Here is a 14,325-nt window from a genome sequence, read left to right as displayed (position 1 = left end):
TGACACGATGCCGGCCCCATGGGGCCGGCATTTTCGTGTCCGGGCCAGTGGCAACCTCGGGGACCGGCCGTATACTCCGGCAACACACCCCAGCACGAGCTGCCCGTGAGCGAAGCATTGGAGCCTGGCAGTACCCCCGGCCACCCGCCAACGGCGCCGGACCACGAGGGACGCTTCGCACGCCTGCGCGAACGCACCGATGAGCTGGAGCTGTTCATTTCGGGCCTGTTGGCGTTCGCGCTGTTGGCCGTGCCGGGGCGCATCTTCGAGGCGTGGGCCACCAGTACCGTGCATACCGAGGGCGTCTACGGCTACGCGTTGTGGTTTGGCTTCAGCACCAGCGTGGGCCTGTGCTACGTGGTGGCGGTGGCGCTCATCGCACACCTCGCCATCCGCGGGTACTGGGTGGGCCTGATCGGGTTGAAGGTCCACTTCCCCGACGGAATCCGCTGGGAACGGATACCGCTCATGGGGCGGGTGTCGCGGGTGTTCTACCAGGCACGCGTGGGTAGTCTGGACGGGGTGATCGCCAACGCCGACCGCGCCGCGTCCACGCTGTTTTCGGCCACCCTGCTGTTCGCCCTGACCATGGTGCTGATCGGCGCGGGCGCGGTTCTGCTGTTCGCCGTCGCCGGCGCCATCGGCGCGCTGTTCGGGAATGCCGACCGCTTCATGCTGATCATCGCCGGGCTGTTCTTCACCGTCCTGGTGCTGAGCAACTGCGTGCCCCTGGTACTCGAGAAAGTGATCGCGCGCCGGCACCTGCGCGGCGTGGCCAGCCCGGGGCTGGAACGGATCACCCATCGCGTGCTTGCCTTCAACCAGTGGTTGATCCCGATGCGCCTGCTGCTGCCGGTGCAGTTGACCCTGCAGAGCAACCGCTACGCCCGCAATTTCATGGTGGCGTACTTCGTCGCGGTGATGGTGGCGATGTCCATCGGTGGGTTGCAGGCGATCAGCTCGGCCAAGTTCTCGCTGTTCAACCGCTATGAGGTCATCACCACCGAAGCGGTGGACGAGGGCATGGTCAGTGCGCATTACGAGTCGCTGCGTGCCGACCACGATCGCCTGCTGCGCTACCCGATGATTCCCACCGACGTGGTGGAGGGTGCGCTGCTGCGGGTGTTCATTCCGCACCAGCCGCAGCGTGACAATGAACTGGCACGGCGGCTGTGCGGCGCACTGCCCGGCGGCGAGAACCGGCTGCGCGGGCCGGCGGCTGAAACGGCGGCGGTGCAGTGCGTGGCGCGCTTCTGGGCGGTCACCCTGGATGGCACGCCGGTCGCGTTGGACGGATTCGTGGCAATGGAGCGGCGCGACCTGGAAATGCGGGGCCTGGTCGGCTACCTGCCGCTGTCGGCGTTGTCACCCGGCCGCCACGACCTGCGGCTGGTCTGGAATGCCGGCGGGCCCGAGCGGGGCGCCATGCGCCACCGCGAGTTCCGCATTCCGTTCTGGTACGCGCCGGACGCTTCGCGCTGACTCAGGGCGTGCGCCGGCGCGCGCCCAGCCGCCACACGGCAAGCGCACCGTAGAGCACCAGCAACGCGGCCAGCGTCCACAACTCGTGGCTGACTTCGCCCAAGCGGGCATCCATCTGGTTCAGGCGCACCATCAGGTTGATGCCGGTGGTGGTGGGCAGCAGGTGGGCCAGGGCGACCAGCGCTGGCGGCGAGGTAACCGCCGGCCAGGACAGGTTGGCCAGGAAGAACAGCGGGATCGAGCAGGCGATGACCACCTGGAAGGCGCGTTCGCGGGTGGCGAAGAAGCTCCCGACGAACAGGCCGAACGCCACCGTAGCGGCAATGAACAACGTACCGCCGAGCACTTGCCCGAGCGGATTTCCGCCGCGCGGATAGTCCTGCACCCACGCGGTGAAGCCAGCGTAGTAGAGCAGGCCCAGCAGCCCGATGATGCCGAAGCCAAGCGCCATGCCGGCCAGGGTGGGCAGGTCGAAGCGCAGGCGCCGGCCGAGTGCCAGACGCCGCGTACCCAGCAGCACGCCAATGCCCATCAACAGCGTCTGGTGCACGATCAGTTCGGCCACACCGGGCACGATGGCGCTGCCGTAGCCTTCCAGCGTGTTGAACAGCGGCCGCTGCACCAGGGTGATCGGCGGTGGCTGCGGGGCGCCCATGAAGGCGGCCTGCGAGACCGCTGTTTCGCGCGCGAACGCGGTCAGTGCATCGGCCACGCCACCGAGTACCCAGCTGGCCCGGCCGAGGTAGGCACCGTTACCCATCAACACCAGGTGACCGGCACCGCCGCGCAGGATGTCGCGCTCCAGTTGGGCGGGAATCAGCAGGATGCCTTCGGCCTCCCCACGCTCGAGCGCGTGGCGGGCCTGGTTGAGGGTGGGGGGTTGGGCAACGATGCGCACGGTGCGCAACGCGTCCACGCGCCGCAGCAGTTCGCGGCTGGTGGCACTCTGGTCGTGGTCGACCACCACGATGGGCAGGTTGCTGGCCACCTGGTGGCGGTACGCGGCCGGGTAGAAGAACGAGTACAGCACCACCGCGCCAATCATCAGCACCACCGCATAGCGGTCGGTCAGCACCGCACGCAGGGTCTGGCGCAGGCTGGTGGTGAAGCGGCTCATGCGGCCGCCCCGTTGGAGGCCACCGGCGTGGGCAGGGCGCGCGCTGCGACGATCAGGCGCCAGCCGCCGATGCCGCCGGCCACCAGCACCATCAGCAGCAGCGTGGCCAACGGCCACAGCGATACCGTCCACGGTGCGCCCACAAACTGCTGCTGGGTCTGCAGCTTGACGTAGGCGGTGAGCGGCAGCAGCAGGTTCCAGATGCGGGTGAACAGCGGCGCATCCACCACCGGGAAGGTGGCCCCGGAGAATGCCAACGCGGTGCCGATGCTCAAGCCGATGGCCGACAGCGCGGTGCCCATGTCACGGGTGAGCCCCACAAACAGCAGCGCCACCGCCGCGCACGCGAGGTAGAACAGCGGCTGGCCCAGCATCAGCAACAGCAGGCTGCCGGCGATGCCGTCGCCGCGCAGCAGCGCCAGGTACAGCACGCCGAGTGCGCCATACACCGAGAACAGCGCGACATAGGGGCAGATCTTGCCGGCGATGGCCGCCCAGGGCGTGCTGCCCAGCCACGCACGCAGCTGGCCGTCGCGCACCTCGCGGCCCAGGCTGGCGGCCACCGCCAGCGCCAGGCCCAGCGACAACACTGCCGGAAACAGCAGGGGCAGCAGGAACAGTTCGTAGCTGCGCGCCGGGTTGTGCAGGATGTCCGACTGCACCGCGATGGGCGGCGCGCGCAGTTTGGCCGGGCCGACCTGTTTGCCGATGCCGCCGGTCAGCAGGCGCGCGTTCCAGGCACCGACCGCTTCCACGATATCGCGCACCGCCGACTGCCCGGTGGTGAGGTAGGTCGCGTTGTAGTAGGCGAACACGGTGCCCTGGCTGCCACGCAGCGCCTGGCGGGTGGCGTCGCGGGGGACCAGCACCACGGCAAAGACCTCCAGCCGCCGCAGCTCGGCCTGTGCATCGGCCAGGCTGGCCGGTTGGCTGGCCACGGCGATGCCCGGGCTGGCATCCAGCATGCGGGCCAGCAGGCGGCTCTCGGCACTGTGGTCGAGGTCGACAAGGGCAATGGGGATGTCGCGCATCACCGACGCGGCAAACAACCAGGCCATCACCGCCAGCATCAGCAGCGGCAACAGTGTCACCAGCAGCAGGTCGGCGCGGTCGCTACGCAGGTGCTGCAGCTCGCGTTGGAAGGCGGCGCCGAAGCCCGCCCGCCGCGACCGGTTCATCCCTGCGGCCACGCGAACAGCACGCTCATGCCGGGGCGGAAGCCCTCCACGCGCGCCACCGGGCGCAGCCGGATCTCGAAACTGCGCACGTCGTAGCCCGACGACTGCCGGGTAGCGCGCCAGGTGGCGTAATCGCCGGCCGGGTTGATGAAGTACACCTCGAACTCGACATCGCGATCCAGCGCGGGGACCTGACCGCGCAGTCGGTTGCCGATCTTCAGGCCCCGCATCTGCGATTCGCGCAGGTTGACCGATACCCACATGCGGTCGATGTCGACCAGGGTGAACACCGGGTAGCCTGCCGGCACCAGTTCGCCCACATCGGCCATGCGCTTGTTGATCTCGCCGGCCAGCGGCGCGCGGCCGTTGACCTCCTCGCGCGCGGCATCCACTTCGGCCACTGCGCCGCGTGCCTGGCGGACCTTGCCCTGTGCGGCACGCTTGTCCTGCTCGCGCGCGCCGGCCAGCGCCTGGTCGTACTGCGCACGGGCGGCATTGGACAGCTCGCGCGAACTGCGTGCCTGGGCCAGCGCTTCGTCGCGCTTCTGCCGGGTCATCACGCCTTCGTTGAACAGGTTCTGCACGCGCTGGTAGGTGGCATCGGCCAGCGTGGCACCGGCTTCAGCGCGTTTCCAGTTGGCCTGCGCGGCGCGGATGTCTTCGCTGCGCGCGCCGGCATCGGCCTTGTCGGCCACGGCGCTGGCAGCCTCCAGCGCGCCTTGCGCCTGTTCTTCCTTGGCGGCCACTTCCGGGCTGTCCAGCACGAACAGCACCTGGCCGGCCTGGACCCGGTCGCCTTCGCGCACCTTCAGTGCGGCCAGACGTGCGGTGATCTTGGCGGCCACGTTGACGGTGTCGGCGTCGGCCATGCCCTGCAGCTGTTCGGCCGGGCTGCGCCAGGCCAGCCACAGGCCAACCACCACCACGATCGCCAGCACCAGCGCGAGGGCAATACCGAGTTTGCGCTTGTTCGGCGGCGGCGCATCGGCGGGCGCCTGCAGTGTGTCATTCATGCGCGATCACCTCGTCGGCCTGGCGGCGGAATTCGTCATAACGGTCCATCTGTCCACTGATCTCCAGCAGTTGTGCCAGCGCCACGTCGTACTGGTACGCCGCCTGTGCGCGTTCCACCTGTGCACCGCCCAGCCCCAGCCGCGCATCGATCACGTCCAGCGAGGTGGCCTGGCCTTCGCGGAACGCCAACTCCTGCAGGCGCAGGTTCTCGCGGTTCTGTTCGATGCTGCTGTCCAGCAGCAGGAACTGCTGGCGTGCGGTATCCAGTTCGTACCAGGCCTTGCGCACGCCCAGGGTGACCTGGTTTTCCGCTTCGCGCAGGCCGGCCTCGGCCTGCTCCTGCTGCGCGCGCGCGGCGCTGATCTGCGCCGGGCGTGAACTGGGGGACAGGAAGGTGTACTTCAGGCCGATGCCGAACGCCCAGTCCGGGTCGGTCAGCATTTCGTCGCGGCGCAGGAAGTCGTACTGGCCAAACAGATACACGGTGGGCTTGAGCTTGGCCTGCTGCACGCGTACGCCTTGCTCGGCCTGAGCTACCAGTGCGCGCAGCCGCGCGATCTGCGGCTGCCGGGCCTGCGCATCGCGTTCGAAGCTGGGAAGCGCGCCGATCGGCGTGCGATGTACGAACAACGGCGACAGCGGGCGCACTTCGCCCCCGCTGCGCAGCAGGGTGGCCAGCGCGGCCTTCAGGGTCTGCAGGTCGTTGAGCGACTTCTGGTAGTCGCGCTCGGCCTTGTCGCGGGCCACGTTGGCCTGCAGGCGCTGGGCGCGGGTGGCGAAGCCTTCGCGTTCCAGCTTCAGTGCATCGTCGAGGTGGCGCTGCAGCCCGTCGCGCACGTCACGGCGCACGTCCACGGCCTGCTCGGCCAGGCGCTGCCCGAAGTAGGCCTGGGCCAGCTGCACGCTCAACGACTGGCGCTGCGATTCGCGTTCGGCGCTGGCCTGCGCGGTGGCGCCGGCGGCGGCCTGTTGGGCGGCCGGGATCAAACCGCCGGTGTACAGCGGCAGCACCGCGGTGACGACCGGGCGGGTGCGCCAGTCGCGCTCGGTGAACTGCAACGGCGACTCGATGCCGAACGCCTCGGCCACCGGGGCCAGCGAGCCCAGGGGCAGGGTCAGCGTCTTCTGGAACTGCAGGCGGCGCACTTCACCGGTGATCTCCGGCAGGCGCAGCAGGCGGGTGGCGTCCTGCAGGTCCTGCTTGTTGCGCACCGAGGCATCGGCGGCGGCCAGTGCGTCGGACACCTGTTCCAGGCGCTGCTGCGACTGCTGCCAGTCCAGCGCCGGAACGGCCGCCTCGCCGATGGACGACTGGGCCATGGCCGCGCCGCTGCACAGGAGCAGGGCGGTGCAGTGAAGTCCTTTCTTTGCGCGCGCAAGCGCCGTGTGCCGGCTCACGAATGGGCGTTCCGTATGTAAAGCATTCGGCAAAGTATGGTGCGCGCCGCGTGAAGCCCGGGTCTTCACGCCGGTCCCGTGCAGTGGCGGTGGCCTGCGAACCGCGTTGAGATGCGGTGCCTCGCATCATCGTTCGCTCGCACGCAGGCGATGCCGTGCGTATTGATGTCGATCAAGGCGCGGCGGGATCGGCGGCGTAACCTGACGGAAAGCACGGCGGTGCTACCGTCGGCGCAAGGCCGCGAGCGGCCATGCGATACCCCTGCAGACCAGAAGGATAGGTGCAATGACCCAGCAGCCCGCGCAGTCCGCTACGCCCGCCACGTCGCCCACGTTCGACCATGAGCCCGACGGCAGTGGCACCTACTGGTCCAACCAGCCGCTCAACACCCTGCCGCCGCCGGACACGATGGGCGCCTACATGCGCAATCGCCCGCTGCCGACGGAAGGCATCGCGCAGCGCCATGCGTACATCATCGGCACCGGCATTGCCGGGCTCGCCGCGGCGTTCTACCTGATCCGCGATGGCGGCATGCCGGCGGCCAACATCACCCTGATCGACAGCCTGGACATCGAAGGTGGGTCGCTCGATGGGGCCGGCAATCCCGAGCAGGGGTACCTGGTGCGCGGCGGGCGCGAGATGAACTGGAACTACGACAACTTCTGGGACCTGTTCCAGGATGTGCCCGCGCTGGAACTGCCCGAGGGCTTCAGCGTGCTGGACGAGTACCGCGCGGTGAACGACCACGACCCGAACTGGTCCAAGGCGCGGCTGCTGCACCAGCAGGGCAAGGTCCAGGATTTCTCGACCTTCGGCCTGAGCCGTGGCCAGCAGTGGGAACTGGTGAAACTGCTGCTCAAGCGCAAGGAAGAGCTGGACGATGTGACCATCGAGGACTACTTCAGCGAAGGCTTCCTGCAGAGCAATTTCTGGTTCTTCTGGCGATCGATGTTCGCCTTCGAGAACTGGCAGAGCCTGCTGGAGATGAAGCTGTACATGCACCGTTTCCTGGACGCGATCGACGGCCTCAACGATATGTCGGCGCTGGTGTTTCCCAAGTACAACCAGTACGAGAGTTTCGTGGTGCCGCTGGCGCGCATGCTGCGTGCGCAGGGCGTGCAGATCCAGTTCGATACGCGCGTGCATGACCTGGAAATGGCCGTGAACGGCGATGCACGCGCCGTCACTGCGATCCGCTGCAAGGTGGGCGGGCGCGAGGACCGCATCGCGGTGGGCGAGGGCGACCTGGTGTTCGCGCTGACCGGCTCGATGACCGAAGGCACCGCCTACGGCGACATGGATACCGCGCCGGTGCTGCAGCGTGATCGCCACGAACCGGGCGAAGACAGCGACTGGTCGTTGTGGCGCAACCTGGCGCGGCAGTCGCCGGTGTTCGGCAAGCCGCACAAGTTCTACGGCGATGTGGACCGCTCCATGTGGGAGTCGGCCACGCTCACCTGCCGTCCGTCACCGTTGGTGGACAAGATCGCCGCGCTGTCGGTCAACGACCCGTATTCGGGCCGTACCGTCACCGGCGGGGTCATCACCATCACCGACTCCAACTGGGTGCTCAGCTTCACCGTGAACCGCCAGCCGCATTTCGTCGACCAGCCACGCGACGTGCTGGTGGTCTGGGTGTACGCACTGCTGATGGACCAGGACGGCAACCACATCAAGAAGCCGATGCCGGCCTGTACCGGTCGCGAGATCCTGGCCGAGCTGTGCCACCACCTGGGCATTGGCGACCAGCTGGATGTGGTGGCCGAGGCCACCAAGGTCCGGCTGGCGCTGATGCCGTACATCACCGCGCAGTTCATGCCGCGTGCCGCTGGCGATCGCCCGCACGTCGTCCCGGCCGGCTGCACCAACCTGGGCCTGCTCGGCCAGTTCGTGGAAACCCGCAACGATGTGATTTTCACCATGGAAAGCTCGGTGCGTACCGCGCGGGTGGCGGTGTACACGCTGCTGGGGCTGGCCAAGCAGGTGCCGGACATCAGCCCGGTGCAGTACGACGTGCGCAACCTGCTCAAGGCGGCGCGGGCGTTGAACAACGGCGAGCCGTTCCCGGGCGAGCGGGTGCTGCATCGGTTGCTCGGCAAGAGCTACTTCGCCCACATCCTGCCGCCGCTGCCGGACGCGGAGAAGGCGCAGGACAAGCGCGGTTTCATGGAGGACGAACTGTCGTGGCTGTCCAGCAAGGGCAGCCTGGCATTGAAGGAGGTCTCGGCCCGCCTGGACCGCCTCGGCGACAAACTCGGCAAACGGTAGGTACCGACCGTTGGTCGGTACGTTGCGCGACCACCAACGGTGGTCGCCTACCGGGGCATTCACGTTGGGGTTGGCCGTGGGTCGACCGACACCGGTCAACGCGTCGGCGGATTCCCGGCGATGGTGCGCGCGCCGGTGATGATCATGCGCAGCATCTGCGACAGCTGCTCGATCAGTTCGGCGTCCTTTTCCTGCGGCTGGTCCACGGCGGTGGCCCCCATGGCAAACACCAGCCGGGTGATCGCCTTGGACGCGAGCGCCGGTTCGTGCAGCACCGCGCCGCCATCGGCGGCGGCCAGCCGGATCAGGTCGACCCGCAGTTCGTCTTCGAAGTAGTTCAGTTCGCGATCCACTGCCTGCTTGAACGCGTCCGAGCCGGCGCTGCCTTCGCGCAGCAGCACGTGCAGCAGCTTGTGGTCGGCGCGCAGCTGCTCGAAGAAGGTCTCCACCGACAGCCGGATCACGCTGCGCTCGGACGACGCCGCGCGCTGGCGCGCCTCGCCGATGATCGTGCGGAGAGAACGCCCGGACAGATCGATCAGCGCCACGGTCAGTTCGTCCATGTCGCGGAACTGGCGGTAGAACGAATTCGGGGCGATGCCGGCCTCGCGGGCCACTTCGCGCAGGCTCAGCGTGGAGACACTGCGGTGCGGGCCGATCAGGGCCAGCGCGGCGGCCAGCAGGTCGTCGCGCGAGATCGAGGCTTTGCGCGCCGGATGGGCATCGTCGGCAGCGGACAGGGGCAGGTCTGGGGAGGTCATCGGGGGCAGGGCGGTCAAGTCCCTGAATCATAGCCCGTCCGGTCAATATACAAGTGTATACACGCCTGTATGTGCGTGCGTATAGTGACCCCATGAGCGCCCAACCCCGCCCCCCGATCCGCCGCCGCAACCCGATCTCGCCCCGTCATTGGGTGTCCGAGGAGCTGTTCGACTTCTGGGCCGGGCGTCTGCACCCGCTGTGGACCCTGCGCCGGGCGCGGGCGCGGCTGGTGGCGCGCGAGCAGGCCAGTGCCGATGCGGTCACCCTGGTGCTGCGCCCGAACCGGCATTTCCGCGGGATGCAGCCGGGCCAGCACGTCACCCTCGGGGTGGACGTGGATGGCCGTCGCCTGTCGCGCAGCTACAGCCCCACGCGGCTGGCCGATGGCACCCTGGCGATCACCGTCAAGGTGATCGAGGGCGGCAAGGTCAGCCAGCACCTGGCCCACCACGCGGTGATCGGCGAGGCGTTCGAGCTGGGCCAGGCCTTCGGCGAGATGATCGTGGACCCCACCCAGGCCCAGCGCCTGCTGCTGTTGGCCGCCGGCAGCGGGATCACCCCGATGCGCGCGCTGCTGCGCCAGCTGGATGCCGCCGGCATGCCCGGCACGGTGGACCTGGTGTACTGGGCCCGCCGCCGCGAGGAACTGTGTTTTGCCGACGAACTGGCGGCACTGGCCGCGCGCCACCCGAACCTGCGCGTGCACCTGGCACTGACCCGCGACCCACACGCCGCGTCGCCGCGCGTGGATGCCTACGCGTTCGATGCACTGGGCGACCTCCGTGCGGCCCAGGTGCTGGTGTGCGGCCCGGGTGGCTTCGTTGATGCTGCCCGCGCACGCCTGCAGGGCAGCGTGGCCGCGCTGCAGTTCGAAGCGTTCACCCCGCCGCTGCTGCCCGACGCGGAAACCGGCACGGTGCAGGTCGAACTGCGCCGCAGTGGCCGCACCCTGACCCTGCCGCGCGGCACCTCGCTGCTGCAGGCGCTGGAAGCCGAAGGCCTGCGCCCGGCCAGCGGCTGCCGCATGGGCATCTGCAATACCTGCGTGTGCGGCAAGGCGTCCGGCGTCACCCGGCACACCCTGACCGGCGACTACGCCGATGAACCGGCCACGCAAGTGAAGCTGTGCGTCAACAGCGCCTGCACCGACCTGATCCTGGAGCTCTGAGCATGTCTTCCGTGCACAACCGCGTGCTGTCGCCTACCGAACTGGATGCGTTCGGCAATGAACTCGATGCGCTGCGTGCGCGCCAGCTGGCCACGCTGGGGGCCGCCGACGCGCGTTACATCCGCCGCGTGGTGGCCGGCGTGCGCTGGACCGGCGTGGCCGGCCGCGCGCTCCTGTTCCTGGGTGCCTTCGTGCACAGCGTGCTGATCCCGGCGTGGATCGCCGGCGTGGTGCTGCTGGCGCTGTCCAAGATCCTGGAAAACATGGAGCTGGCGCACAACGTCATCCACGGCCAGTACGACTGGATGGGCGACCCGCAGCTGCAGGGCAGTACCTACGAATGGGACATCGTCGGCACCGCCGACAACTGGCGCAAGACCCACAACTTCCGCCACCACACCTACACCAACGTGCGCGGGCTGGACGATGACATCGGCTACGGCCTGCTGCGCATCTTCCCCGAACAGCGCTGGCGCCCGTTTTACCTGACCCAGCCGGTGGTGGCGGTCGTGTTCGCACTGCTGTTCGAATGGGGCATCGCCATCCAGGACCTGCGCCTGGGCCGCTGGTTCGCCGGCAAGATCACCTTCCGCCAGCTGCTGGCGCAGGCGCGCCCGGTGGGCCGCAAGATGGGCAAGCAGATGTTCAAGGACTACCTGCTGTTCCCCGCGCTGGCCGGCCCGTTCTTCCTGCCGGTGCTGCTGGGCAACGTGGTGGCCAACCTGATCCGCAATGTGTGGACCTACGTGATCATCTTCTGCGGCCACTTCACCGCCGACGCCGAGACCTTCCCCAAGGAATGCGTGCGCGACGAAAGCCGTGGCCACTGGTACCTGCGCCAGCTGCGCGGCTCGTCCAACCTGACCGGTGGCAAGCTGATGAATGTCATGTCGGGCAACCTCAGCCACCAGATCGAACACCACTTCTTCCCGGACATCCCGGCCAACCGCTATGCAGCCATCGCGGTGGACGTGAAGGCGATCTGCGCACGCTACGGCCAGCACTACAACACCGGCTCGTTGCCGAAGCAGTTCGGCCAGGTGATGTGGCGCATCGTGCGGCATGCCTTCCCGAGCCGGCCGGTGCGCGCCAAGGCCGCTGCCGTCAACGCTCAGCCACTGCCGCAGCAGGGCTGAGCCGGAACGCCGGGGCTCAGTCCTCCAGCCCCATCGTCCCCTCGGCCAGCGGCACCCGGCTGCCGTCGAGCAGGCCGCGGCTGAGCACCCCGTCCTCGATGAACAGCAGTTCGCCGTTCTCGCCATTCTTGATGCTGCTGTCGATGGCGATGATGCGGTCGCCGTGGAAACTGCTCACGTGCGGCATCGAGGTGTGCCCGACCACGATGCGCTTGAGGTCCAGCTGGGTGAGCAGCGCATCGACCTGGGCCGTGTCCAGTTGCCCGTCGAAGTAGCCGCGGTACCAGATCGGGCTGGTCTTGCCGTCGAACAGGCGCGCCGTGTCAGGCGCTGCCTTGACCTGATCGCGCGGCAGCCCCACGGCGGCCTGGTAGGTGGCGTTGGTGGCGTCCATGCCGCGCACCAGGTCCAGGTTCTCCGGTGCGATGCCACCATGCAGGAACAACGTATCGCCGATCTTCAGCAGCACCGGGCGGGTGCGCAGCCACTGCCCGATCACCGAATCCGGCCCGTACAGCGCCGGGTAGCTGCGGCCCAGTAGCTGCGCGCTCCGGAGGTACTTCGGGTTCACGTAGCGCAGGTCGTCGTAAAGCACCATCGTTTCGTGGTTGCCCAGCACGAAGTGCACCGCGCCGCCGGCCGCGCGCGCCTGCTGCTGCAGGTTGTACAGCAGCCAGAACGCCTCGGTCACCTGTGGGCCGCGGTCGAACACGTCCCCGGCCACCACCAGGGTGGCACCGCCCAGCGACCACTGGTCGTGCGCGTCGATCACGTGGTGGGCGCGCAGCAGCCTGACCAGCAGGTCGTACTGGCCGTGGATGTCCGACACCGCGACAATGCGGGGCGTGGCCGGATACTGCGCCACCTCGGCGGTGCGCGGCGGCAGCACGGTCACCGGATGCGGGTAGCCGCACTCGGGCAGCACCTGGGTGGTATCGCCGCGGGCGTTCAGCGTGCGGCGCACGATGTGGTCGTTGCAGATCCACTCTGCTTCGTGGCCCTTGGCGGTAACGAACACGTACGGGCCGTCTGCATCGACGTGCTCGGCCGGTGCGGCCACCTCGCGCGCGCTGGTTGTGGACGTGGCCAGCAACAGCAGGCAGGGAAGCAGCGCGTGCATCGCGCGCAGGGAACGGCAGGCAGGCATCGGCGACGTCCAGGCAGAAAAAGGTGTGCGCAGGCGCACCGGATGATCCTACTCGGCGGCGCATGCGTTGGGCATGCGCCGTTGGTACCGGTGGATGTGCAGGAACAGGCGGTTGGCGGGTGACTCAGCCGCGCTGCAGGGCCTGGCGGCCGGGCGCCTCCGGCAACGTATCGTCGGCCAGCACCACGCGGTTGCGGCCGCGCTTCTTGGCCTGGTACATCGCTGCATCGGCGCGCGCCATCAAGCGCTCATAGTCCGGGTGGCCATCGTGCGCCGCCACGCCGATGCTGGCGGTCAATGCCAGTGCGGTGCCATCGGCCAGCTGTGCCGGGGTCTGTGCAATCTGCCGGCGCAGGTTCTCGGCGATCACCTCGGCCTGTGCCGCGGTGGCCTCCACCAGCACCACCACGAACTCCTCGCCGCCATAGCGGAACAGGTAGTCGCTGCCACGCGTCAGCTGCCCGAGCAGCGCGGCCACGTGCTGCAGGGCGCGGTCGCCGCCGTCGTGGCCGTGCGCATCGTTGATCGCCTTGAAGTGGTCCAGGTCCAGCAGCAGTACCGAGAACGGGGTGCTGGCCGAGGTGGCCAGCTCGATCTCACGGCGCAGCACGGTGGGCAGGAAGCGCCGGTTGAGCAGGTTGGTCAGGGCGTCGCTGCCTGCGTCCAGTTCGCCGATCCGCTCGAACAGCATGCCCATCAGGGTGCGGATGCGCGCCAGCTGCTCGCGGATGCCCTGCAGCGCACCGAAGCGTGCGGCCACATCGGCATGGGCCAGTGCGGCGTGCAGCTGCGCGTCCACCTGGGCCACCAGTGCGCCCACCTGCGCGGTCTCGCTGCTTTCGCCGAAACTGGGAATGCCCTTGTGGGTGAACCACAGGCCGAAGTCGGAGTGCGCCAGATCGACGGTATCGGCGTCGGTGGCCTGGCTGGCGATGGCGTACAGCAGCGCGTTTTCCCAATCCAGCAGCAGGGCCCGTTGGCGTTCGCGTTCGGTGCTGACGTTCTGCACCAGCGAAAACAGCCGGTACGCCGCATCGGTGCGCGAGGAGCGCTCGCGTGCGTGCGTGTAAGCCAGGGTCATGCCTTCCAGGGCGATGTCCACCGAGGCACTCAGGCAACTGATGGCGTCGAACGCCACGTGGCTGTTCGGTGCCTGGGCGACGATCCGCTCGAACAGGCGCTGCTTGAGCACGCGCGTGCCGCGCGTGACCAGGTCTACCGGAATGCCGACGCGCGCATGCACGTCGCCGATCACCCGTTGCGCAACCACCAGTGCGGCGACGCTGGCGGGCGTGGCCGTCAGCAGCTGGGTCAGCCAGCGCTGCATGGCCGGCTTCAGCCGCAGCCGCACCTGGTCGTGGGACAGGAAGCGGCTGGCGCGCGGGTCCTCCAGCAGTACGTCATAGAAGTGATGGGCCAGGTCAGGCGGCGAGTGGGCTGCCAGATCGGCCAGCAGTGCGGCCGCCTCGGGGCGGGTGGCCTGCAGCGTCTGCTGCCATGCATCGGCCAGTGGCCGGCTGGCCTCATCCAGGTTTGGAACGATATCCACGATGGTTGCTCTTCCCGCCACACAGGCCGTCGAAGGTTAACGGCCGCGCGTGGCTGTAATGAAGTTACAGAATGAACGCGAGCCCAAGTGTAATAGTCTCCGCCG

At 68.4% G+C, this 14,325-nt stretch carries 11 protein-coding genes; 4 read left to right on the top strand and 7 right to left on the bottom strand.

Features of this window, described 5'->3' with window-relative positions; genetic code table 11:
- The first annotated feature begins 105 nt into the window (after positions 1–105).
- Complete coding sequence (locus AC6CHL_RS18985) at positions 106–1,482, top strand: hypothetical protein (protein WP_448133261.1); 1,377 nt, start codon at positions 106–108, stop codon at positions 1,480–1,482.
- Position 1,483: 1 nt separating this feature from the next.
- Here the strand turns inward: AC6CHL_RS18985 and AC6CHL_RS18980 are convergent, their stop codons facing one another.
- The 4 genes from AC6CHL_RS18980 to AC6CHL_RS18965 are packed head-to-tail and all read right to left on the bottom strand — an operon-like array spanning position 1,484 to position 6,111.
- Entirely contained in the window at positions 1,484–2,599 is a 1,116-nt protein-coding gene (locus tag AC6CHL_RS18980) for an ABC transporter permease (RefSeq protein WP_498295792.1), read from the bottom strand.
- Positions 2,596–3,777, bottom strand: coding sequence for an ABC transporter permease (locus tag AC6CHL_RS18975; protein WP_463600622.1), 1,182 nt, complete (start codon positions 3,775–3,777; stop codon positions 2,596–2,598). The genes AC6CHL_RS18980 and AC6CHL_RS18975 overlap by 4 nt, the downstream gene beginning before the upstream one ends.
- Positions 3,774–4,790 carry an HlyD family secretion protein gene (locus AC6CHL_RS18970; protein WP_498295790.1) on the bottom strand — a complete coding sequence of 339 codons (1,017 nt, stop codon included), beginning with the start codon at positions 4,788–4,790 and terminating at the stop codon, positions 3,774–3,776. The genes AC6CHL_RS18975 and AC6CHL_RS18970 overlap by 4 nt, the downstream gene beginning before the upstream one ends.
- A complete protein-coding gene (locus AC6CHL_RS18965; protein WP_498295788.1) occupies positions 4,783–6,111 on the bottom strand; it encodes a TolC family protein in 1,329 nt (442 codons plus the stop codon). Before AC6CHL_RS18965 ends, AC6CHL_RS18970 begins: the two co-directional genes overlap by 8 nt.
- Before the next feature lie 364 nt (positions 6,112–6,475).
- Between AC6CHL_RS18965 and AC6CHL_RS18960 the strand changes: the two genes are divergently transcribed.
- On the top strand, positions 6,476–8,458 hold the full coding sequence (locus AC6CHL_RS18960) for an oleate hydratase (protein ID WP_498295786.1): 1,983 nt from the start codon (positions 6,476–6,478) through the stop codon (positions 8,456–8,458).
- 95 nt (positions 8,459–8,553) lie between these two features.
- Here AC6CHL_RS18960 and fabR read toward each other — a convergent pair whose 3' ends face one another.
- Positions 8,554–9,219 (bottom strand): HTH-type transcriptional repressor FabR, encoded by a 666-nt coding sequence (gene fabR / locus AC6CHL_RS18955; protein ID WP_038692404.1) that lies wholly within the window; start codon positions 9,217–9,219, stop codon positions 8,554–8,556.
- Positions 9,220–9,311: 92 nt separating this feature from the next.
- Here fabR and AC6CHL_RS18950 point away from each other — a divergent pair, with 92 nt between their 5' ends.
- Both AC6CHL_RS18950 and AC6CHL_RS18945 read left to right on the top strand, forming a co-directional pair.
- Entirely contained in the window at positions 9,312–10,388 is a 1,077-nt protein-coding gene (locus AC6CHL_RS18950; RefSeq protein WP_498295784.1) for a ferredoxin reductase, read from the top strand.
- A gap of 2 nt (positions 10,389–10,390) precedes the next feature.
- Complete coding sequence (locus tag AC6CHL_RS18945) at positions 10,391–11,524, top strand: fatty acid desaturase family protein (RefSeq protein ID WP_038689586.1); 1,134 nt, start codon at positions 10,391–10,393, stop codon at positions 11,522–11,524.
- Between the two features lie 16 nt (positions 11,525–11,540).
- On the opposite strand, the gene AC6CHL_RS18940 is transcribed toward AC6CHL_RS18945, so the two are convergent.
- Together AC6CHL_RS18940 and AC6CHL_RS18935 are read right to left on the bottom strand one after the other, a co-directional pair.
- Positions 11,541–12,671 (bottom strand): metallophosphoesterase, encoded by a 1,131-nt coding sequence (locus AC6CHL_RS18940; RefSeq protein WP_463600625.1) that lies wholly within the window; start codon positions 12,669–12,671, stop codon positions 11,541–11,543.
- Positions 12,672–12,795: 124 nt separating this feature from the next.
- A complete protein-coding gene (locus AC6CHL_RS18935; RefSeq protein WP_498295782.1) occupies positions 12,796–14,220 on the bottom strand; it encodes a GGDEF domain-containing protein in 1,425 nt (474 codons plus the stop codon).
- Positions 14,221–14,325 lie beyond the last annotated feature (105 nt).

The organism is Stenotrophomonas sp. GQ19, from assembly GCF_059758695.1.
Note: the sequence above shows the minus strand (reverse complement) of the source record. Positions and strands in the feature narration are given on the sequence as shown.